The organism is Microbacterium sp. SZ1, assembly GCF_002362255.1.
Taxonomy (GTDB): domain Bacteria; phylum Actinomycetota; class Actinomycetes; order Actinomycetales; family Microbacteriaceae; genus Microbacterium.
On the sequence record NZ_LPVV01000041.1, the window covers coordinates 58,974 to 80,060 of the forward strand.

Consider the following 21,087-nt stretch of genomic DNA (forward strand, 5'->3'; position numbering starts at 1 on the left):
CCATGATGGCCTCCGCACCGCATCCGACGGCGTCAGCGCTGATCCGCGACCGTGTCGCGCGCGTGCTCCGCCTCTTCCTTGACCGTGTCGGCAGCCGAGACCGCCTCGTCCTTGACGTGCGACGCGGCATCCGTCACCTCGTCCTTGACGGCGGCCGCCGCCTCCTGAGCCGGTTCCTTGAGGTGCTCCCCGACGGTCTTCGCAGCCGACGTCGCCTCGTCGACCAGGGGCTGCGCCTTCTCCTTGACCTCCTCGGCGAGCTCCTTCTCCTTCTGGGAGGCCGGGATCAGCGCCGCAGCGACGAGCCCGGCGGCGAACGCCATCAGGCCCACCGCGAGCGGATTGCCCTGCGCCTTGCGCACGGCGCTGTGGCCGACGTCCCCGACAGCGGACGCCGCCGACGACCCCGCGCCCGACACGGCACTGCCCGCATCGTCGGCCGCGCCCATGACGCGGTCGACGACCGACCGGACGGCGCCCTTCATCTTCTTCGTCTGCCGGTGCACGACCTTCGACGGCGTGACCTTGTCGGCCAGGGCGTCGACGTCACGGCCGAACTCCTGCCTGGTGCGCTCGATGTCGGCGCGGATGGCGTCTGGTGAATCACTCATCGGTTCTCCTCGTTTCTCTTCACGGCGTCCGGGATGCGCTTCACGGTCTCGACCGTGCGCGGCGCCCCCTCGACGCTCTTCAGCTGTGTGCGTCCCATCAGGAACAGGACGAGCGCGATCAGCGCCCAGATGACGGCGACGATCACCGCCGACCAGCCGAGGCCGGTCAGATACCCGAGCGCCCACCACAGGGCGACGGAGAGGAAGAAGACCGCCATGAGCGCCGCATAGCCGGCACCGCCCAGCATCCCCGCTCCTCGACCCGCCCTCGCCGCCGACTGCTTGAGCTCGGCCTTCGCCAGTTCGAGCTCCTGCCGCATCAGCGTCGACAGGTCGGATGTGACCTCTCCCAGCAGGTCGCCGAGCGACGTCGTCTCGGCCTTGCGCTCGGAGGGCGTCGGGTCTGTCATGGTCGCTCCTCTCCCGGCGCATCGTGCGCGGCACCCGTGCGGTCGTAGAGCGGGGTGTCGCTGCCCTCGAGGGGCGGGGTCACGTCGGTGTCATACCCCGCGCTTCCCGGCGATCCGGGCAGCCCGGTCGGCTCGCCCACCGGCACCGGCGGCACGGGCGGCGGAACGGAACCCGTCGTGCCCACAGCCGCTGTCGAGGCGGGAGCGGCCACGCCCGCGCCCGCTGCCGCGGGACCGGAGGCATCGGAACCGTTCTGCCCCGAGGATCCGCTCCCCGAGCTGCTCTCAGCCGCGCTCTCGGACAGCGCCCTGGTCAGACGCCCGACAACCAGGCCCGCCGCCGCCGCGACGGCGATGAACGTGCCCGGCTTGCGGCGGGCGTACGAGGTGACCTCCGACAGGAGCGACCCCGGATCACGATCGCCGATCCAGCCTGCGACGCCCTGCACCCTCGTCGACACCTGTCGCACGAGGTCAGCTGCCACGCCGCCCTGCGCGCCGTCGGCCATGGTCTTCAGTTCGCCGCCCACCGACTGCAGCCCGTCGGCGACCCGCCGCTGCTGCACGGCCGCCTGGTCGCGCAGCTCGTCGCGCGTCTGCCGGTACAGGTCCTTCACCTGGTCCTTCGCCTCGTGTGCAACGGCACCGGCCTCGGCCTTCGCGGTCTCCACCACGCCTGCCGCCTGCTCAGACGCGGTTCCGGTCAGGCCGATCGCCTCGTCCTTCGCGGTCTGCACGACTCCGGAGGATTCCGAGGAGTCTGCGCCCGAGGCCGGAGCCCCTTCGCCATAACTCTGTGACATGTTGTTCCTCTCGCTGCGGCCGGTGCTCACCGGCGTGAGAACGGGTCTACGCCCGCGTTCGAGGCGGGTCGCGAGGGTTGACGTGCGCGGCCAGGGAGGGTTACTGTGCCGCGCGCGCGACCGGCACCGCATCCGGCCCCGATCCGAGGTCGCGGATCGGCGTCGGGACTGCCGCGCGGCGGCGGGCGCCGCCTACGATGGGGCCATGGCCGACAAGCCGCAGTGGCTGATCCGCGAGGACGCGAGCGTCTCCGTGCTCGTCGCGCTGGCGCTGCGGCAGGCCATCGGCATCCGCGCTCCCGACGACCTGCCCAGCCTCCGCGATCTGCCGGTCAGGGCCCCGGACGCGACCGACGTGCACCCCGCGCTCGAGAAGCAATGGCGCGACTACTGGGACATGACGGTCGAACCTCGTGCGCACCCGTCCGGGGTGCCGCTCGAGCTCGTCGAGGGCTTCGACACGCTCGTCGCCCTACCTGCCTCGGGGGCGGAGGAGCTGCGCGAGGCCGTGGCGCCGCACGCGGCATCCGTCCTGCACTATGCGCGCGTCGCGCACGACCGCTACCTGACGTCGATCCGCAGCTCGATGGGCACCCGATCGGGCGCGGGAACCACCAACGGCGAGTCCTACCGCGCCTACGCCAGTGCGATCGCGGAGTTCGAGCGCGACATCGGCCGCCGCGCGCACTCGTTCGAGCTGAACGTGCAGGTGCTGCCGTTCTCGCAGCGCGGCATCTGGTGGATCGGCACCCTGACCGTCGCGGTGACCGACGGGCTGCGACGCGACGTCGTGTCGTTCGACTCGGCGATCCGTCCGATCATCGCCGAACTCGCCTGACGCGGACTCGACGCGCGGTCAGTCGTTCGTGATGATCGTCTCGTGCTCGACGCGCACCGTGCGATCGTGACGCTGAGAGACGCGCTCGAGGATCAGGCCGGCCACACCGCCGAGCGCGAGGCCAGCCGGAACCGTCCACAGCAGCAGGAAGCCGAAGACCTGGCCGGGCGGGTAGACGACGTTCGCCGCCTCGGACGGCTCGTAGCTGCCCACCATGGTGAGGATGCCGGCGACGATGATGCCGAGCACGACGCCGATGCCCATGAACACGCCGTAGCGCGGCACACGGCGCACGGTCGCCTCGACCGTCTCGGGGGCTTCGTGGGAGGACATGACTCCATTGTCCCACCGTTGGAACACTCGCGGGCACCGGATGCCGCGCACCGCCCTCCCCGCGTCCGCAGCGGGAAGGGCGGTGCGGTCCTGCGGCTCAGACGCCGGTCGTGACGTCTGCGCCCTCCGCGTTCGCCCGGTTCCGTCGCGCGATGAGCACACCGGCCCCGGTGCCGAGCGCGACGATCACGAGACCGCCGACGAGCCACGGCCAGATCGGCGCGCCATCGACATCGGCGACGGCGGTGACGGATGCCGCGGCAGCCGTGTCTTCACTCTCCTGCGCCGGCTCCTCCTCGGCCGCGACACCGCACTCGGTCGTCACGGGGACCGACGCCGTGACCGGGTCGAGTTCCTCGCCGGCGCCGTAGGTGCCGAACGCCGCCGACCCTGCCTCGGTGAGGGTCGCCGGCAGCGCGTCGAGCGACAGCATCCCGTCGACGACGGCCGCGTCGCCCAGCCCGAACTCCGCGAAGCGCACGCCCGGCTGGTCGACACCCTGGCCATCCTGCGTGGTGCCGAGCACGTCGAACACGAGATACCCGGTGTCGCCTGCGAGTTCGAGGCGCGCATTCGACAGGGTCGTGTTCAGCGCACCCCCGTGGCCCGAGAACGCGATGCTGCCGCCGAAGGCGACGAGTCCGGTCAGGGTGTCGTCGTCGAACGATCCGGCGCCGTTCTGCCACACGTACTCCGGGTAGCGGTACTCCACGTCGGTGAGGGTCCACCCGCCGGCGGCGATGCCCTCGATGTAGGTGCGGAACGACTCCTTGAAGCCCCACTGCAGCGTCGCACCCTCGACCGTGCACTGCCCGATCGCCGTGGTCGCACGGGTCAGCGTGAACTCGAGGCCGCGGGAGACCGAGCCCTGCAGGGTCAGCGTGTGCGCGCCGTCCTCGAGTGTGGCGGGCAGCGACCCCGACCAGGTCGCGATACCCGACGCATCGGCGTCGACGGTGCCGAGCAAGACGGGCGTCGAGTAGACCACGACCTGGATGCCGGTCTCGTTCGGCCGGAATCCGGATGCCGAGACCGTCGCCGATCCGCCGGTCTGCAGTGCCTCGAGGTTCGTCTCGTCGATCTGGATGCCGGTGGTCGCCGGAGGGGTCGCCGGAAGCGCGGTCTTGGCCTTCACGGCGGCCGCGGCGACCGTGCCGGTGGTGCCCGCCGGGGCAGCGGCGACCGAGCCGACGGTGAACGTCACCGGGTCGAGCGTCGTCGAGAAGCCCGCGAGGACGCGGTCACGACCGGCGGCCGTGAGCGCAGCGGGAGCGCCCGAGTAGGTCACCGCGCCGTTGGCGGTGGTGACGACGGCGCGCGACAGGTCGAGCGTCGCGAACGCCACCTGGGCACCGCCGTGCGTCACCGACAGGGTCGCCGCATTCGCCGAGGTGACGGTGATCTGCGGGTTCGAGACCGTGACGTCGAGCACACCGCCGTGACCGGTGAACCGCACGGCGCCCTGGTAGATCACGCTGCCGAGGGCGCTGGTGGCGCTGTAGTCGCCGCCAGCCGTCTGCCCGAACTGGAACATGCCGCCGGAACGCGTCGCGCCGCCGGAGACGTCGATCGCACCCTTCGCGATCGGACCCGTGACGTAGTTCGTGAACGACGACGAGATCGCCCAGCGCAGCGAGCCGCCCGGAACGGGCACGCTCGGGGCCGTCGGCTGCGTGGTCGGCGGGGTCGTGGGCGGCACCTCGACCACCGGGCCGAGCAGGGCGTCCCACTGCTGCGGCGTGATGGTCACCGCGCTGCGTCCGTAGATCGTCTGCGCGGTCGGCATGGTGTGCTGCTGCCACACGATGACCTCGTAGGTCTCGGCGCGGTCGAGGAGCTTCGCGGCGGCCGTGAGGTCGACCGAGAACGCGCCGCCGGTGATCGGCCGCACGTACTGCATCGCCGCAAAGCCGCCGCCCGCGGTCACATCGGCCTCGGTGCCTGCCTCGATCAGTGCGACGTACGCGCCGGCGATGTCACCGAGCTTGGACGCGGATGCCGTGACGGTGAGGCCCTCGGCGGCGGTCGCCGCCGTGACGGTCGTGGAGACGACCGGGATGTTGTTGTAATTCAGCGGGACGCTGCGCTCCTGCGCCGCGTTCGTCACGCCTCCCGCACCGTACGTGTAGACGCCGTATGCGCCGGGGGTGGCCTTCGTGTCCTGGAGCGTGAGCGTGGCCTGGAAGGTGCCGTCGGCCGCGATGTCGACCCACTGCCCGCGGATCGCGGCCTGGTACTGCGCGGGAACCTGATCCAGCACCGACTCGGCCAGCGCCCACTTCTGAGCGCCGACGGAACGCGCCGACGAGGGGGCGCCCGTGGAGGGCTGCCACTGCGCGGCGAAGTTGCCGAACACGACGTACGTGCCCTGTGGCAGGTTCGAGGGAATCGGGACGCCACGGCCGCCGACGTTCGCGGTCGGGTCGTATCCGGTACCCTTCACGATCACGGTGTCGCCGGCCTTCAGCGCCGTCGATCCGGCGGGCGTCGTGCCGTCGGCGAGGAACACCTCGATCGACGGAGCGGCCGGCTGGGGAGTCGTGCCCGGGTCGGTGCCCGGGTCAGTGCCGGGATCGGTGCCCGGGTCAGTGCCGGGGTCCGTGCCGGGGTCCGTGCCGGGGTCGGTGCCCGGGTCAGTGCCGGGATCGGTGCCCGGGTCAGTGCCGGGATCCGTGCCCGGGTCCGTCCCGGGGCCCGGCGTCGCGGGCGGGAACACGGCATCCCACTGCGCGGCCGAGATCGCGACGTCCCCTCGCGCGAAGATGGTGTCGGCGTTCGGCACGGAGTGCTGCTGCCAGATGAGGACTTCATAGACCTGCGTGCGGTCCAGCTTGTCAGCGGTCGCGGTCAGCGTGAAGGAACTCGCGCCGGCGCTCACGGCGGGGAAGGGAATCGCGAAGGCCGCGTATCCGCCACCAGGGCCGGAGAGTCCGCTCTCGGCGCCCTTGACGATGAGGGCGGCGCAGACGCTGGCGACATCGGGAAGTCCGCTCGCGTCGACCTGCACGGTTACGCCGCTCGTGCCGACCGAGGCGACCGACGCGTTGACCGACCCGCTCGCGGCATGCGCCGGGGGCACGATCACCGCGCCGGCGGCTATCAGGAGGAAGGAGACGAGGGCGGCGAGAAGCACGCGGATGCGGCTGCTCCCCGGGGATGCGATGGCTGTGTCGTTCACGGTTCTCCAGGCGCCGGGCACGCGAAAGCGGGTGCGCGCCAGCGGTGCCGCTGTGCAGTCGAGCGAGGGGTGATTGTTGGTTAGGCTCAGCTAAGTAAGCGCTGGTCCCGAGACTAGAGGCGGCGATGAGATCCCGTCAAGTTTTAGGATAGCCTTGCCTAATGCGCCGCACCCCCGCCGTCCTCGTCGCTGCCGCGCTCGCCCTCGGTCTCGCCTCCTGCGCCGCGCCCGCACCGGCGACACAACAGGAGCTCACCAAGGTCGACGCCTGCCCGCAGGCATCCGAACCGCTCGCCTCACTCGATCTCGTCGACGACGTCCGCACCGCCACCGGGGTCTCGACCGCCTGCCTGTCGAGCCACGCGATCGAGCCGGTGGCCGACGAGGCCGCCCCCGTGCTGCCGGTCACGGTCACCGACAGCGAGGGGCGCGACGTCGAGATCAGCGACGTCGACCGCATCCTGCCCATCGACATCTCGGGCACGATCGCGTCGACCGTCTTCGCCCTCGGTCTCGGCGATCAGGTCGTCGGGCGCGACTCGTCGACGCAGTTCGCCGGCACGGAGGATCTGCCGGTCGTGACGAAGACCGGTCACACGCTCAACGCCGAGGCGATCCTCGAACTCGCCCCCACCGTCATCCTCACCGACACCACGATCGGTCCCAAGGAGGTGCGCCAGCAGTTGCGCGATGCGGGCATCGCGGTGGTCGTCATCTCCGGCGATCGACGCCTCGATACCACCGACGAGCTCGTCACCGAGATCGCCGCGGCCCTCGGAGTGCCGTCGCGCGGCGAGGCGCTCATCGAGAGGCTGGATGCCGACCTCGACGCGTCGCTCGCCGAGATCGCCGAGGTCGCGCCGGCGTCTGTGGAGGATCGTGCGCGGATGCTGTTCCTCTACGTGCGGGGCAGCGCGAACGTGTACTACATCTTCGGCGAGGACTCCGGCGCCGACTCCCTGATCGACGCGGTCGGCGGGGTCGACGTGGCCGGCGAGATCGGCTGGCAGGGCATGAAGCCGATGACCGCCGAGGCGCTCGTCGCCGCACAGCCCGACGTCCTCGTGATGATGACCGACGGGCTGGAGTCCGTCGGTGGCATCGACGGGCTCCTGGAACGCATCCCCGCCATCGCGCAGACACCCGCCGGCGCGAACCGTCGCGTCATCGAGATGGCCGACAGCGAGATCCTCAGCTTCGGGCCACGTTCGGCCGAGGTGATCGATGCGATCGCCCGCGCGCTCTACGCCCCCGACTCCGCCACCGCGGAGTCCGCGAAGTGACCGGCGAGGTCGTCACCCGCACCCCGGCCGCCCACCGGGGCCTGCGCTTCACCGTCGTCGTCATCGGGCTCGTCGCCGCCCTCGTCGTCACCTGCATCGCCTCGATCACGAACGGCCAGTACGCCCTCTCCCCCGCCGACCTGCTCGGCGTGCTCCTCAAGGGCGTGGGCATCGACACCGTGTGGGCGCCGACCTCGGCCGCCGACTACGGAGTGATCTACAACCTCCGGCTGCCGCGTCTCGTGCTCGGCATCCTCGTCGGCGCCGCCCTCGCCGTCTCGGGCGTGCTGATGCAGGCGATCTTCGGCAACCCGCTGGCGGATGCCGGAGTGGTCGGCGTCTCCTCCGGCGCGGCACTCGGCGCGGCCGCCAGCATCACGCTCGGACTGGCGTCGTTCGGCATGTGGACGACGCCCGCGTTCGCGTTCCTCGGCGGGCTCGCCGCCGTGCTCGCGGTCTACTTCATCAGCCGGTCGGGCGGACGCACCGAGGTCGTCACGCTGCTGCTCACCGGCATCGCCATCAACGCGATCGCCGGCGCCGGCATGGCGTTCCTCACATTTCTCGGCACCACGTCGACACGCGAGCAGATCGTGTTCTGGCAGCTGGGGTCACTCAACGGCGCGCTCTGGTCGAACGCCGCGCTCGTCGCCCCGCTCGTCGCGGTCGGGGTCGTCGTCGCGCTGATCGTGTCGTCGCGTCTCGATCTCTTCGCCCTGGGCGAGCGCACCGCCCGACACCTCGGGGTGAACGTCGAGGCGCTGCGGATGGTCGTCATCGTGACGGTGGCGGTGCTCGTGTGCGCGGCCGTCGCCTTCGCGGGCATCATCGGCTTCGCGGGGCTCGTCGTCCCGCACCTCATGCGGATGCTGATCGGCCCGGCCCACCTGCCGCTCGTGATCTCGTCGGCGCTCGGCGGGGCACTGCTCATCGCCCTCGCCGACCTCGTCGCCCGCACCGCGGTGCCCCTGGCCGACCTGCCGATCGGCATGATCACCTCGCTCGTCGGCGGACCGTTCTTCCTCTGGCTGCTCGTGCGCACGCGTCGCCGCTCTGGGGGATGGGCATGACCGGGGCAGGCGCTGCCGTGCGGCTGCAGGCGCGCGGCGTGACGGTGCGCATCGGCGGCGGGCGTGCCATCCTCGACGACGCCTCGATCGACGTCACAGCGGGCGAGATCCACGCCCTCGTCGGCCCCAACGGAGCCGGCAAGTCGACGCTGTTCGGTGTGCTCGCCGGCGACCTCGTTCCGCTCGCGGGAGACGTGCTGCTCGACGGAACGCCGCTCGCCGGCATCCGCTCGCCCGACCTCGCCCGCACCCGTGCGGTGCTGCTGCAGGAGAACGGGGTCTCTTTCCCGTTCACCGTCGAGCAGGTCGTGCGCATGGGACGGGCGCCCTGGGCACGCACCGACGCCGCGGACGACGACGACGCGCTCGTCGCCGCCGCGATGGCGGCGACCGAGGTCACGGCGCTCGCCTCGCGCCCCGTGACGTCGCTGTCGGGTGGCGAGCGAGCCCGCGTGGCGCTCGCCCGCGTGATCGCGCAGAGCACCGGCATCCTGCTGCTCGACGAGCCGACCGCCGCACTCGACCTCAAGCATCACGAAGACGTCATGCGGCTCGTGCGCGCGCAAGCGGATGCCGGGGCGGCCGTCGCGCTCGTGCTGCACGACCTCAATGCCGCGCTCGCGCACGCCGACCGGGTGACCCTGCTTGCGGAGGGACGCGTCGCCGCCACGGGCGCCCCGGCCGAGGTGCTGACCGCCGAGCGCATCGAAGCCGTCTACGGGCAGCCCGTCGACGTCTTCCCGCATCCCGTCACGGGCGTGCCGCTCGTCGTCGCGCGGCGCTAGGGCGCCTGCGTCGGGTGCGCGGGGCGCGGCGCCGCCGGACGCACCAGGGCGGTGCGGTCGGGCTCCGCGAAGCCGAACTGCTCGTAGAGGCCGTGCGCATCGCTGGTGAAGAGAGTCCAGCGGAAATGGGCACCCGGTCCGTCGTCGATCATGGCCTGCACGATCCGCTTGCCGAGGCCGTGACCTCGATGCGCCTCCAGCACGATGACGTCGGCGAGGTAGGCGAACCCCGAGCCGTCCGACACCGCTCGGGCGAAGCCCACCTGTGTGCCGGTCTGCTCCTCGTAGACGCCGATGACCCGCCACGCATCGCGGATCTGCGCCTCGATGTCGTCGCGGCTGCGCCACTTGCCCCAGTAGACCTCGCGGAGCGCAGCCCACACCGCGTCGGTGTCGATGCGGTCGGGGGAGTCGTCGACGACGTAGCTCATCCGCTCATTCTGCCTCGGCCGACCACCGGTCAGGGACGCAGCGGCAGCACGTCGAGCAGGTCGGCGCGCGTGCCGGAGGCATGGATGCGGCCGGCGGTCTCGGCATCCGTCCAGTGCTCGACGCCCGTGGCGACGGCGATCCAGGTCGCGGCATCCATCTCGACGACGTTCGGAGGGGTGCCGCGCGTGTGACGCGGCCCCTGGATGACCTGCACCGCCCCGAACGGCGGGACGCGCACCTCGACGCTGTTGCCCGGCGCCTTCTCGTCGAGCAGCTGCAACAGATAGCGCACGGCGGTGGCGAGGTCGTTCCTGGCCGGCTTCTCACCGGCGTCGTCGGCGGCGCGCACGGCGTCGAGCGCGGCGCGTCCGTCGATGATGTCGATCCGGCGGGGAGGCATGGATCCAGGGTACGCCGCGCCTCGGCATCCCTCTCCCGTCGCTGAGTCGCGCTCGCGTCGCATGGATTCGGCTTATCTGTGCGACGCGGGCGCACTTCTGCGACGGCAGCGCACGCCGGCGGGGGTCCCGACAGGCATAGGCTCGGAGCGATGACCGAGAATCCCGAGACCCTGCACGGCGCGCGGGCCGAGCTGATCGCCGCGGCGCAGCGTGCGGACGGGTGGGCGAAGCCCTTCCCGCCCCTGCTCGGCGACGCGCACCCGGCATCCGTTCTCGTGCTGTTCGGGCGACTCGACAGCACCCCGGCGCAGACCGACGAGGCGACGATCGCCGCCGACCTCGACGTGCTGCTGCAGCGGCGTGCCGCGACCCTGTCGTCGCACCCCGGGCAGGTGTCGTTCCCGGGCGGGCGACGGGAGGAGCAGGATGCCGACGCCGTGGCCACCGCGCTGCGCGAGGCGCAGGAGGAGACAGGCCTCGACCCCGCGGGCGTCGAGGTGCTCGCCACGCTCGGCGAGCTGCCCCTCGCCGCGAGCAATCACGTCGTGACGCCCGTGCTGGCCTGGTGGCGGTCGCCGTCACGCGTCGCGGCGGTCGACCACGCTGAGACGGTGGAGGTCTTCCGGGTGCCCGTCGCGCAGCTGCTCGACCCGGCGACGCGCTTCACGTCCCGTCTGCACCGGTTCGGTCGCACCTGGCGCGGACCCGCGTTCGACATCGACGGCACGATCGTGTGGGGGTTCACGGCCATGGTGCTCGATGCGCTTTTCGATGCGACGGGGTGGACGCAGGACTGGGACCGCTCCGTCGAGCGCGCGATCGAGCTCTGAGGTACTCGGTCGACGCGTTTCCCCGCCCCCTTCGGTTGGCACCTCTTGCCGCAATCCCGCGCCAATTCCCGCATCGGGTGCCAAGTGACGCGCGTCGACTCCGGGCTCCGAGGACCCCGCGGGCTGTTCGGTTGGCACCTCTTGCCGCAATCCCGCGCGAATTTCCGCATCGGGTGCCAAGTCGACGGGGCGGGATCGGCGGCGGATGAGGCCGAAACGCCGCGCATCCCGTCGGTAGGCTGGTCGGGTGAAGATCCTCGTCCTCGGTTCCGGTGCCCGTGAGCACGCGATCATCCTCGGCCTGCGGGCGGAGCAGACGGAGCACAAGATCTTCGTCGCCCCCGGCAATGCGGGTATCGCGCAGGACGCGACGCCCGTGAGCCTCGACCCGCTCGACGGCGCGGCGATCACGGAGTTCGCCAACGAGAACGCCATCGACCTCGTGATCGTCGGCCCCGAGGCGCCGCTCGTCGCCGGAGTCGCAGACGTGCTGCGCGAGCGCGGCATCCCGGTGTTCGGCCCGGGCAGGGCGGCGGCGCAGCTCGAGGGTTCGAAGTCGTTCGCGAAGCGGATCATGGATTCCGCCGGCGTACCCACCGGCCGCGCCGTGCGCGCCGCGACCACCGCCGAGGTCGAGGCGGCGTTCGACGGGCTCGGCGCTCCGCACGTGGTGAAGGCCGATGGCCTCGCGGCGGGCAAGGGCGTCATCGTGACCTCCGACCGCGCCGAGGCACTGGCCCACGCCGAGCAGTATCTGCCGTCCGGTCCGGTGCTCGTCGAGGAGTTCCTTTCCGGCCCCGAGGTCTCGCTCTTCTTCCTCAGCGACGGCGACACGGTGCGCGCACTCAGCCCGGCGCAGGACTTCAAGCGCGCGCTCGACGGCGACGAGGGCCCGAACACGGGCGGCATGGGCGCGTACTCGCCGCTCCCCTGGCTCGCCGAGCAGTTCGGCAGCGAGCACGAGTTCGTCGACGAGGTCACACGCGACGTCGCGCTGCCCGTGATCCGCCGGCTCGACAGCGAGGGCACGCCGTTCATCGGCCTTCTCTACGCGGGGCTCATCCTCACCCCGGCCGGCGTCCGCGTGATCGAGTTCAACGCCCGCTTCGGCGACCCCGAGACGCAGGTCGTGCTGCCGCGCCTCGTGACGCCGCTGTCGGAGCTGCTGCTCGCTGCAGCATCCGGCACTCTTGAGGATCAGCCCGCCCCGCAGTTCCGCGATGACGTCGCGATCACCGTGGTCGTGGCGAGCGAGGGCTACCCCGAAGCGCCGCAGACCGGCCGCCCGATCGAGGGTCTGGCCGAGGCAGCGGCGGTCGAGGGCGTCCGCCTCGTGCACGCCGCCACCGCCAGCCCCGACGCCCCTGGCGGGTCTCTCGTCGCGACAGGTGGACGTGTGCTGAACGTCGTGGCGACGGCATCCGACTTCCGCACCGCGCGTGACCGCGCGTACGAGGCCATCGGGCACATCCGTCTCGAGGGCTCCCACCACCGCACGGACATCGCCGCGCGCGCCGCGGAGTAGCGCCCACCCCGCCGCCCCAACCACCCCTCTGCAGTCGAGCCACCCCTCCGCGTCGTGCTCGCGCGGGGGTGGCTCGCGCAGAAAGGGGTGGTTCGGCGAAGCGGTGGGGGTGCGCGCTTGACAGCATCCACTTTCTTCAAGAAAGTTGGAGGATGCCGCTCCGATCCGACTGGTCGACCGCCACGTGCCCGATCGCGCGCTCCGCCGATGTGCTCGCCGACCCGTGGGTCCTGCTCATCCTGCGTGAGCTGTTCTCGGGGCGTTCCCGATTCGACGAGCTCCGCGACGCCACCGGCGCCGCCGACTCCGTGCTCTCCCGTCGCCTCAGCGCGATGACCGAAGCCGGACTCGTCGCCCGAGACGCCGAGCGCGGCTACGCGCTGACGGATGCCGGGCGCGAGACCCTGCCGATCCTCCACGCCTTCGCGCGGTTCTCGCGCGCCACCGATCCCGACGGCCCGTGGGGGCTTACCGTTTCGTGCGCGCGGTGCGGCGAGCCCGCGGCATCCGTCGACTGGTGCACGCACTGCGAGGCCCCGCTCGACGCGGACTCGACCCGGTGGGCCCGGCGCAGCATGGGCGTCGAGCCGTTCGCGCTCGTGTCGGGAGTCCCCGCGTGACCGCCGAATCGGTCGAGGAGCCCACCGGCACCTCGGCATCCCGCCCGCGTCGTGTGCATCCGGCGTGGATCGTCGCGCTCGTCGCCCTCATCGCACTGATCGGCGCCGCCGGGTTCCGTGCAGCGCCGGGCGTGCTCATGCTGCCGCTGCAGGATGAGTTCGGCTGGACCACCGCCGAGCTGTCGCTCGCCGTGACCGTCAACCTGCTGCTGTTCGGGCTCACGGCACCTTTCGCCGCAGCCCTCATGCAGCGCTTCGGCATCAGGGCCGTCACCGTGACGGCGCTGTTCGTGATCGGCGCGGGCGCGGCGCTGAGCGTGTTCGTCGCGACGCCCGCGCAGCTGATCCTCACGTGGGGAGTCCTGATCGGACTCGGCACCGGGTCGATGGCCCTCGTGTTCGCCGCGACCATCACCGACACGTGGTTCGCCACCCGCCGCGGGCTCGTGTCGGGTGTGCTCACCGCCGGGAGCGCGACCGGTCAGCTCATCTTCCTGCCCGTGATAGCGACCTCTGCCGAGCAGATCGGCTGGCGCGGAGCTTCTCTCATCATCGCCGGCGGCGCACTCGCGGTCGTGCCGCTCGTCTGGATCTTCCTGCGCAACCGCCCGAGCGATCTCGGCGTCGGACGCTACGGCGAGGCCGCTCCGTCGACCCCGGCCGCGCCGAGACCGCGCGGCAACGCCTGGGGTGCGGCCCGTCTCGCCGTGACGACGCTGCGCGACGCCGCGCGCACGAAGACGTTCTGGGCCCTCGCGATCGGCTTCGCGATCTGCGGCGCCTCGACCAACGGACTCATCGGCACGCACTTCATCCCCAGCGCCCACGATCACGGGATGCCGACGACCACTGCCGCCGGGCTCCTCGCCGTCGTCGGCATCTTCGACATCGCCGGCACCGTGTTCTCGGGTTGGCTCACCGACCGGGTGAACCCCCGCATCCTGCTCGCGGCCTATTACGCGCTGCGCGGCGTGAGCCTGCTGTTCCTGCCGAACCTGTTGTCAGCCGACGTGCAGCCGAGCATCGTCGTGTTCATCGTGATCTACGGGCTGGACTGGGTGGCGACCGTGCCGCCGACGATCGCTCTGTGCCGCGAGGTGTTCGGAGACCGCGGGCCTCTCGTGTTCGGATGGGTGTTCGCCGCGCACCAGATCGGCGCCGGCATCGCCTCGGTGCTCGCGGGCATCGTGCGCGACCAGACCGGTCAGTACACGATCGCCTGGTTCGCCGCGGCGGGGCTGTGCGCGGTGGCTGCGCTGGTCAGCGCGACGATCCGTCGGCATCCCGCCCCGCTCCCCTGACGCGCGCCTGCCCCTCTCTCACGCCCGCCGAACCACCCCCTTCTGCCCGAACCACCCCCTCGCGAACGGTGCGCGAAGGGGTGGTTCGGTGCTAAAGGGGTGGTTGGCGGGGAGAAGGGGCGGGTCAGAGGACCTTCGAGAGGAAGTCCTGCAGACGCTCGTTCTTGGGGGCACCGAACAGCTCCGCCGGAGGCCCCTGCTCGACGACGACGCCGCCGTCCATGAACACCGTCCGCCCGGAGACCTCGCGCGCGAAGCCCATCTCGTGGGTCACGAGCACCATGGTCATGCCGCCGGACGCGAGGTCGCGGATGACCTGCAGCACCTCGCCGACCATCTCGGGATCGAGCGCGCTGGTCGCCTCGTCGAAGAGCATGATCTCGGGGTCCATCGCGAGCGCGCGGGCGATCGCCACGCGCTGCTTCTGACCGCCGGAGAGGGATGCCGGCTTCGCACCCGCCTTCTCCGAGAGGCCGACGCGGTCGAGCAGCGCGAGGGCTCGCTCGCGGGCCTCGGCCTTCGACATCTTGCCGGTCTCGACCGGAGCGAGCGTGATGTTCTCGAGCACCGTCATGTGCGGGAACAGGTTGAAGTGCTGGAACACCATGCCGATGCGCTGGCGCACGTCATCGAGCTTGACGCTCTTGTCGGTGAGGTCGACGCCGTCGATGACGACATGGCCCGACGTCGGCTCCTCGAGCTTGTTGAGGCAGCGCAGCAGCGTGGACTTGCCCGATCCCGAGGGCCCGATCACCGCGATGACCTCGCCGTCCTCCACGGTCAGGTCGATGCCCTTGAGCACCTCGTTGTCGCCGAAGGACTTGTGCAGGTCCTTGACCTCGATCTTGCTCATGCGTTGAACGTCCTCTCCAGGCGGTTCGCGAGCAGCGTCAGCAGCGTGATCACGACGAAGTAGATGATGGCGACGATCGTCAGCACCTGGGCCGACAGGTACGTCGAGGCGATGATCTGCCGCGACTGGAACGTGAGCTCGGCCAGACCGATGACGCTGATGAGCGACGTGTCCTTCAGCGTGATGATGCCCTGGTTCACGAAGGACGGGATCATGATGCGGAAGGCCTGCGGCAGCACGACCTTGCGCATGGTCTTCCAGTGGCTGAGGCCCAGCGAGCGCGACGCCTCGTTCTGACCGGGGTCGACGGCCTGGATGCCGCCGCGGATGATCTCGGTCATGTAGGCGCCGGTGTTCAGCGACAGGGTGATCGCTCCGGCGACGAACGGGTCGAACGTCAGGCCGGGGAACAGCTGCGGCACGGCGAAGAAGACGAAGAACGCCTGCACGAGGATCGGGGTGCCGCGGAAGACGAACACGTACGCGGTGGCGATCCAGCGGAAGGGCGCGATGCGCGAGATGCGGCCGAACCCGAACACGAGCCCGAGGATGAACGCCGCGACGATCGCGACGAGGGTCGCGAGAATCGTGAGCCACAGACCCTGCATGAGGGCGGGCCAGTACTTGATCGCGACGGAGATGATGTCGGTCGCCTGCGCCGACCCGCCCTCGCCGCCGTCGCCTTCGGCGAGGTAGCGGTCGACGATCTCGTCGTACTCCCCGGAGTCCTGCAGGTTCTTCAGCCCCGCGTTGAACATCTCGATGAGCTCGGGGTTCTGCCCCTTGTTGACGGCGAAGCCGTACTCGCCGCCCAGCTCCGGCTCGCCGACGAGACGGAAGCCCGATCCCTGCTGGATGCCGTAGGCGAGCACCGGGAAGTCCTCGAAGTAGCCGACGGCCTGGCCGGCCTTCACGGCATCCACCATGTCGGTCGTGTCCTGGTACGGCGTGATGCGGAAGCCGTACTCGTCCTGGTTCTCCTCGGCGAAGGTCTGCCCCTGCGTGCCGGTCTTGACCGCGACGGCCTTGCCGTCGAGGTCGTCGAGCGACTGGATATCGCTGGAGTCGAGCACACCGAGCTGGATGCCGCTGGTGAAGTACGGGTCGCTGAAGTCGAAGGTCTGCTTGCGCTCGTCGGTGATCGACATACCGGCCATCACGGCGTCGACCTGGTTGGCCTGCAGCGCCTGGACGGCGGCGTCGAAACCGAGCTGACGGATCTCGACCTCGAAACCCTGGTCCTCCGCGATCGCCCGGAGCAGGTCCATGTCGATGCCGACGAGGTCGCCGTTCGGGTCGGTGAACTCGAAGGGCGCGAACGTGGTGTCGGTGCCGATGACGTAGGTCTCGCCGGTGGTGTCGGCGGTGGCGGCGGAGGCGCCGCCGAGCAGCGCGCTCGCGGCGACGAACGCCGTCAGCGCCATCGCGCCGACGGTGCGACCGAGTCGACGCAGGCGCGCGGTCGCGGGGAAGGGATTCGGGATCACGACGGATGCTCCTCGGATCGGATGATGCGACCGGACAGCCGCCGAGGATCCACCCTACTTCGCCTGCGCGCGCGGCCCCGCGAGATCGATCCAGTAGCGGCGCAGCATCGCGTGTCCTCGCGCGCTCTGGTCGCGGACGTCCTGCAGCACTCCGCCGGCCCGCTCGATCGTGCGGTAGGACCCGACGTTGTCGTCGTCGCAGGTGACGAGCACCCTGTCGAGGCCGAGCTCGCGTGCGCGGTCCAGCGCGAGCTCGAGCCCCGCGGAGGCGTACCCGCGGCGGCGCCGGGACGCGCGCACCGCGTAGCCGATGTGGCCGCCGACCTCGCGCAGATAGTCGTTGAGCTCGTGCCGGAACGAGACGAATCCGACGACCTCCCCGTCGTCGACGATCCAGTACAGGTCGTTGTGCACGGAATCGTCGGGAAGCTCGGCCGAGGTGTCGGCGAGGAGCTCGGACTTCGCGATGAGGGCGTCGAGCGTCTCACGGTCGGGCGTGACAGGGGCTTGCAGCCCTGATCCGTCGACGTGGCCCTCGCCGAACTCGGCGACGGCCGAGGCCCAGCTGTCGAAGAGGGCGGGCGTGGGACGGACGAGCTCGACGGTCATCGCCCGATGCAATCACACCCGCCCCTGACCGCCAAACCGCGCGCCGCATCCCACCGGGTCGTTGAGCGAGCGGAGCGAGACGAAACGCGCCGTCGGGCGGGACTCACCGCGTTTCGCCTCGTCGCTGCGCTCCTCGCTCAACGACCCCGTGTCAGGCCGCTCCGCCGTCAGGCGGAGGGCGCGGGATCGGCGGCGGGAGCGGATGCGGCGGGCGCACCGGCATCCGTCGCCTTGGGCGCCCCGCGCAGGAAGAACGCGGCGATGAGTCCGATCACGATGACGCTCGCCGGCAGCAGGATCGCCTGCGACATGGCGGCCGCGAACCCGTCGGCCACCTGCGGGGGCAGGGTGCCTCCCGAGCTGATCGATCCGGCGGAGTCGCCCATGCCGGGCAGGTTCGCCTCGAGTCGCGCCTGCATGAACGTCGCGATGGCGGCGGAGCCGATGACCGAGCCGATCGTGCGGGTCGTGTTGTAGATGCCCGCGCCCGCACCGGCCTGGCGCATCGGCAGCCGGCGCGTGGCGGTGGTCGCGAGCGGGCCCCACATGCCGGCGCTGCCGATGCCGAGCAGGGCCGACGGGAACAGGAACATCCAGATCTCGGTGTCCATCCGCACGAGCGACGAGTACCAGGCGAGGGCCGAGGCGAAGATGACGAGCCCGGGGATGAGGATGAACCGCGGGTCGGTGCGGTCGAGGATCTTCCCGGCCAGTGGAGCGAGCACACCCGAGAACACCGCCATCGGGATCATCAGCAGCGCCGCCTGGGTCGGTGCGAGTCCGCGCGCGATCTGCAGGAAGAACATGAGCGGCAGCGACATGCTCGTCACCGCGAAGCCGACGGTCGCGATCGCGATGTTGGCGCCCGAGAAGTTGCGGTCGCGGAAGAGCTCGAGCGGCACGAGCGCCTCGCTCTTCGTCTTCCACTGCTGCAGGATGAACAGCCCCATCACGACGATGCCGGCGATGATCAGACCCCAGACCGAGATCGGGCCCCAGATGACGCCCCAGTCGTACTTCTCCCCCTCCTGCAGTCCGAAGACGACCAGGAAGATCGCGAGTGCGCTGAGCAGCACGCCGAGCATGTCGAAGCGGTGCGCGTGCGTCTGCAGCTTCGGCACGAGGACCCACGCGGCGATGAACGCGATCACGCCGACCGGGAGGTTGACGAAGAAGATCCACTCCCACCCGAGCCCGTCGACGAGGACGCCGCCGAGCAGCGGGCCGACGAGCGTCGCGACACCGGCGGTCGCGCCCCAGAGCCCCATGGCCGCACCACGGCGGTTCGGTGGGAACGTGCGGGTGATGACCGCCATGGTCTGCGGCGTCATGAAGGCGGCGCCGAGTCCCTGCGCAGCTCGGGCCACGATCAGGCCCTCCAGAGAGGTCGACAGACCGCACCAGAGCGACGCGAGCGTGAAGATCGCAAGGCCGACGAGGTAGACGTTCTTGGGCCCGAAGCGGTCGCCGAGGCGCCCGGTGATCAGCAGCGGCACCGCATAGGTGAGCAGATACGCGCTCGTCACCCACACGACGTTGTCGAGGTTGTTGGTGTTCGGGTCGAGGGCGGCCTTGATCGCGGGGTTCGCGACCGAGACGATCGTCGTGTCGACGAGGATCATGAAGAAGCCGATGACGAGCGCCCAGAGGGCGGGCCAGGGGCTCACGGGGCGCTGTCCGGCGGCGAAGGTCCCGGTGTCGGGTCCGGTCGCCTGACGGGATTCGGTCATTGCTGTGCAGCCTTTCGCTGAGCGAGGTAGCGATCTGTGTCGGTGAAGGCGGTCGGCCCCCAGGGGAAGTCGTCGCCGTCGAGGCGGTCGAGGAGGGAGTCGAGCCAGCGCAGTTCGGCGCCGAGCAGGACCTCTTCCCTCTCGATCTCGACGAGCACCTGGGCGGGGACGCCCTTCGCCCTGGCCTTTGCGAGGCCGTGGCGGTGCATGTCGTGGGTCTCGACGAGTGCGGCGCGACGCTCGTGCAGCAGCGCGCGCACGTCGTCGCGTTCGAGGTTGTGGGATTCGGCGAGCGCGATACGGAAGTCGGTCTCCCGATCGACCCGCGGGAGCTCGCGACGGACCCACGCGATGACGGCGTCGCGTCCGGCATCCGTCAGCGTGTAGGTCGTGCGCTCGGGGCGGTTGCCGTCGCGGTCGATGCCGATCTCGTCGATCAGCCCGTTCTTCTGCAGCCGCGAGACGGTGTGGTACAGCGTCCCGTTCGTGATGGCGATGAGGCGGTCGTCGTGGCGGGCGCGCAGCAGACGCACCATCTCATAGGGGTGCATGTCGCTCTCGCGCAGCAGCGCGAGCACCATGACCCCCATGGGCGTCAGCGTGTCGACCGGGCTCTTCACGGCATCCTCCATCTCGACTAGTCCACGTGGACTATACGCCTGATAGAGGACCGATCACAACCCGACTCAGCTCTTGAGCTTGCGCAGTGCCGATCCCTTGTGCGCGGCCTCGTCTCCGCTCTTCTCCGACTTCACGATGTACGCCGGCTCGTCGGCGGATGCCGTGAACTTCTGGCCCGCGAACTCGAAGTCGGCGGTCTTCTTCTGCTGCACGGTTCCGCGGGTGCGGCCCTGCGAGGTGTTCCAGCTCACCCGATCGCCCTTGGACAGGTCCTTCGACATGATTCCTCCGCTCGTTGCTTCGAGCGTCGCGGAGAGCGGATGCCGCCGCCAGCCCTTGACACGGGGCGGACGGCCGCTCGACGACCCGCGATAATGGGCGGGTGAGCACACCTTCCGACAGCACTGCTTCCGCCGGCACGGCTTCCGAGAGCACTGCGCAGACGATCCCGGGCTGGCGTCACCTCTACTCGGGCAAGGTCCGCGACCTGTACGCCTCCGCCGACCCCGGTGACACGCGCATCCTCGTCGTGGCGTCCGACCGCGTCAGCGCGTTCGACTTCGTGCTGTCGCCCGGAATACCGCAGAAAGGCGCCCTGCTGACGCGCCTGAGCCGCTGGTGGTTCGACCGCCTCGAGGTGCCGAATCACCTCGCCGAGGGCGATGTGCCCCCGTCCGTCGCCGATCGTGCGATGCTCGTCCAGTCGCTCGAGATGCTGCCGATCGAGTGCGTGGTGCGCGGCTACATCACGGGCTCCGGATGGGCGGAGTACACCGAGAGCGGCACCGTGTGCGGCATCCCTCTGCCCGAGGGCCTGCAGAACGGCGATCGTCTGCCCGAGCCGCTGTTCACCCCGGCGTACAAGGCGCCGATGGGCGAGCACGACGAGAACATCACGTTCGAGAAGGTCGAGGAGCTCGTGGGCGCCGAGCGCGCCGCCGAACTGCGCGACGCGTCGCTCGCGATCTACGCCCGCGCCGCAGCGATCGCTGAGGAGCACGGGCTGATCCTCGCCGACACGAAGTTCGAGTTCGGTACCGATGTCGACGGCGTGCTGCGCCTGGCCGACGAGGTGCTCACCAGCGACTCCTCGCGGTACTGGGATGCCGAAGCATGGCGCACCGGCACGACGCCGAGCGAGCGCATGGCCAGTTTCGACAAGCAGATCGTGCGCGACTGGCTCGCCGCGAACTGGGACAAGCAGGGCGAGCCGCCCGTGCTGCCGGAGGATGTCGTGGAGCGCACCGCCGACCGCTATCGCGAGCTGATCGAGCGCCTCGGAGCCTGACGCGTTTCGTCTCGGTCGCTGCGCTCCCTCGCTCGACGACCTGGGGTGGGGTCGCTGCGAAGGAGATCTCTCGTATCGA

At 70.7% G+C, this 21,087-nt stretch carries 22 protein-coding genes; 9 read left to right on the forward strand and 13 right to left on the reverse strand.

Features of this window, described 5'->3' with window-relative positions; genetic code table 11:
• Positions 1 to 32 precede the first annotated feature (32 nt).
• Genes AUC47_RS16125 through AUC47_RS16135 form a run of 3 tightly spaced genes read right to left on the reverse strand, consistent with a single transcriptional unit; the run spans position 33 to position 1,824 of the window.
• Positions 33 to 611 (reverse strand): DUF3618 domain-containing protein, encoded by a 579-nt coding sequence (locus AUC47_RS16125; RefSeq protein ID WP_096716208.1) that lies wholly within the window; start codon positions 609 to 611, stop codon positions 33 to 35.
• Positions 608 to 1,021, reverse strand: coding sequence for a phage holin family protein (locus tag AUC47_RS16130; RefSeq protein WP_096716209.1), 414 nt, complete (start codon positions 1,019 to 1,021; stop codon positions 608 to 610). Before AUC47_RS16130 ends, AUC47_RS16125 begins: the two co-directional genes overlap by 4 nt.
• Positions 1,018 to 1,824: a hypothetical protein gene (locus tag AUC47_RS16135; protein ID WP_143740759.1), complete on the reverse strand. Its 807-nt coding sequence runs from the start codon at positions 1,822 to 1,824 to the stop codon at positions 1,018 to 1,020. Before AUC47_RS16135 ends, AUC47_RS16130 begins: the two co-directional genes overlap by 4 nt.
• 205 nt (positions 1,825 to 2,029) lie before the next feature.
• Between AUC47_RS16135 and AUC47_RS16140 the strand changes: the two genes are divergently transcribed.
• A complete protein-coding gene (locus tag AUC47_RS16140) occupies positions 2,030 to 2,662 on the forward strand; it encodes a zinc-binding alcohol dehydrogenase (RefSeq protein ID WP_096716211.1) in 633 nt (210 codons plus the stop codon).
• Between the two features lie 18 nt (positions 2,663 to 2,680).
• Here the strand turns inward: AUC47_RS16140 and AUC47_RS16145 are convergent, their stop codons facing one another.
• Positions 2,681 to 2,995 (reverse strand): potassium transporter Trk, encoded by a 315-nt coding sequence (locus AUC47_RS16145; protein WP_096716212.1) that lies wholly within the window; start codon positions 2,993 to 2,995, stop codon positions 2,681 to 2,683.
• Positions 2,996 to 3,092: 97 nt separating this feature from the next.
• Entirely contained in the window at positions 3,093 to 6,173 is a 3,081-nt protein-coding gene (locus tag AUC47_RS16150) for an HtaA domain-containing protein (RefSeq protein ID WP_096716213.1), read from the reverse strand.
• A 161-nt stretch (positions 6,174 to 6,334) separates the two neighbouring features.
• On the opposite strand from AUC47_RS16150, the gene AUC47_RS16155 reads away from it, so the two are divergent.
• The 3 genes from AUC47_RS16155 to AUC47_RS16165 are packed head-to-tail and all read left to right on the forward strand — an operon-like array spanning position 6,335 to position 9,311.
• On the forward strand, positions 6,335 to 7,456 hold the full coding sequence (locus tag AUC47_RS16155) for a heme/hemin ABC transporter substrate-binding protein (protein WP_096716214.1): 1,122 nt from the start codon (positions 6,335 to 6,337) through the stop codon (positions 7,454 to 7,456).
• A complete protein-coding gene (locus AUC47_RS16160; protein WP_096716215.1) occupies positions 7,453 to 8,526 on the forward strand; it encodes a FecCD family ABC transporter permease in 1,074 nt (357 codons plus the stop codon). The genes AUC47_RS16155 and AUC47_RS16160 overlap by 4 nt, the downstream gene beginning before the upstream one ends.
• On the forward strand, positions 8,523 to 9,311 hold the full coding sequence (locus tag AUC47_RS16165) for a heme ABC transporter ATP-binding protein (RefSeq protein WP_218838233.1): 789 nt from the start codon (positions 8,523 to 8,525) through the stop codon (positions 9,309 to 9,311). Before AUC47_RS16160 ends, AUC47_RS16165 begins: the two co-directional genes overlap by 4 nt.
• Here AUC47_RS16165 and AUC47_RS16170 read toward each other — a convergent pair.
• Entirely contained in the window at positions 9,308 to 9,742 is a 435-nt protein-coding gene (locus AUC47_RS16170) for a GNAT family N-acetyltransferase (RefSeq protein ID WP_096716217.1), read from the reverse strand. The two genes, AUC47_RS16165 and AUC47_RS16170, sit on opposite strands and share 4 nt — an antisense overlap.
• Positions 9,743 to 9,771: 29 nt before the next feature.
• Positions 9,772 to 10,143 (reverse strand): sterol carrier family protein, encoded by a 372-nt coding sequence (locus tag AUC47_RS16175; protein WP_096716218.1) that lies wholly within the window; start codon positions 10,141 to 10,143, stop codon positions 9,772 to 9,774.
• 150 nt (positions 10,144 to 10,293) lie between these two features.
• On the opposite strand from AUC47_RS16175, the gene AUC47_RS16180 reads away from it, so the two are divergent.
• The 4 genes from AUC47_RS16180 to AUC47_RS16195 all read left to right on the forward strand — a co-directional run bounded on the left by AUC47_RS16180 (position 10,294) and on the right by AUC47_RS16195 (position 14,420).
• Positions 10,294 to 10,974, forward strand: coding sequence for an NUDIX hydrolase (locus AUC47_RS16180; protein ID WP_096716219.1), 681 nt, complete (start codon positions 10,294 to 10,296; stop codon positions 10,972 to 10,974).
• A gap of 247 nt (positions 10,975 to 11,221) precedes the next feature.
• The gene (gene purD / locus AUC47_RS16185; RefSeq protein WP_096716220.1) at positions 11,222 to 12,499 is read left to right on the forward strand and encodes a phosphoribosylamine--glycine ligase; all 1,278 of its coding nucleotides are present in this window, start codon (positions 11,222 to 11,224) and stop codon (positions 12,497 to 12,499) included.
• Between the two features lie 152 nt (positions 12,500 to 12,651).
• Entirely contained in the window at positions 12,652 to 13,119 is a 468-nt protein-coding gene (locus tag AUC47_RS16190; RefSeq protein WP_096716221.1) for a winged helix-turn-helix transcriptional regulator, read from the forward strand.
• Positions 13,116 to 14,420 (forward strand): MFS transporter, encoded by a 1,305-nt coding sequence (locus tag AUC47_RS16195; RefSeq protein WP_096716222.1) that lies wholly within the window; start codon positions 13,116 to 13,118, stop codon positions 14,418 to 14,420. The genes AUC47_RS16190 and AUC47_RS16195 overlap by 4 nt, the downstream gene beginning before the upstream one ends.
• A gap of 124 nt (positions 14,421 to 14,544) precedes the next feature.
• Here AUC47_RS16195 and AUC47_RS16200 read toward each other — a convergent pair whose 3' ends face one another.
• The 6 genes from AUC47_RS16200 to AUC47_RS16225 form a co-directional block, all read right to left on the reverse strand.
• Positions 14,545 to 15,273, reverse strand: a complete 729-nt coding sequence (locus tag AUC47_RS16200; RefSeq protein ID WP_096716223.1) for an amino acid ABC transporter ATP-binding protein — start codon at positions 15,271 to 15,273, stop codon at positions 14,545 to 14,547.
• Entirely contained in the window at positions 15,270 to 16,760 is a 1,491-nt protein-coding gene (locus tag AUC47_RS16205) for an amino acid ABC transporter substrate-binding protein/permease (protein ID WP_218838234.1), read from the reverse strand. Before AUC47_RS16205 ends, AUC47_RS16200 begins: the two co-directional genes overlap by 4 nt.
• Positions 16,761 to 16,814: 54 nt before the next feature.
• Positions 16,815 to 17,369, reverse strand: a complete 555-nt coding sequence (locus tag AUC47_RS16210) for a GNAT family N-acetyltransferase (protein WP_096716224.1) — start codon at positions 17,367 to 17,369, stop codon at positions 16,815 to 16,817.
• 167 nt (positions 17,370 to 17,536) lie between these two features.
• Entirely contained in the window at positions 17,537 to 19,099 is a 1,563-nt protein-coding gene (locus tag AUC47_RS16215; protein WP_096716225.1) for a DHA2 family efflux MFS transporter permease subunit, read from the reverse strand.
• Entirely contained in the window at positions 19,096 to 19,719 is a 624-nt protein-coding gene (locus AUC47_RS16220; protein WP_096716233.1) for a PadR family transcriptional regulator, read from the reverse strand. The genes AUC47_RS16215 and AUC47_RS16220 overlap by 4 nt, the downstream gene beginning before the upstream one ends.
• A 66-nt stretch (positions 19,720 to 19,785) precedes the next feature.
• The gene (locus AUC47_RS16225) at positions 19,786 to 20,001 is read right to left on the reverse strand and encodes a DUF2945 domain-containing protein (RefSeq protein WP_096716226.1); all 216 of its coding nucleotides are present in this window, start codon (positions 19,999 to 20,001) and stop codon (positions 19,786 to 19,788) included.
• Between the two features lie 101 nt (positions 20,002 to 20,102).
• Between AUC47_RS16225 and AUC47_RS16230 the strand changes: the two genes are divergently transcribed.
• Positions 20,103 to 21,008: a phosphoribosylaminoimidazolesuccinocarboxamide synthase gene (locus tag AUC47_RS16230; protein WP_096716227.1), complete on the forward strand. Its 906-nt coding sequence runs from the start codon at positions 20,103 to 20,105 to the stop codon at positions 21,006 to 21,008.
• The last annotated feature ends 79 nt before the right edge of the window (positions 21,009 to 21,087 follow it).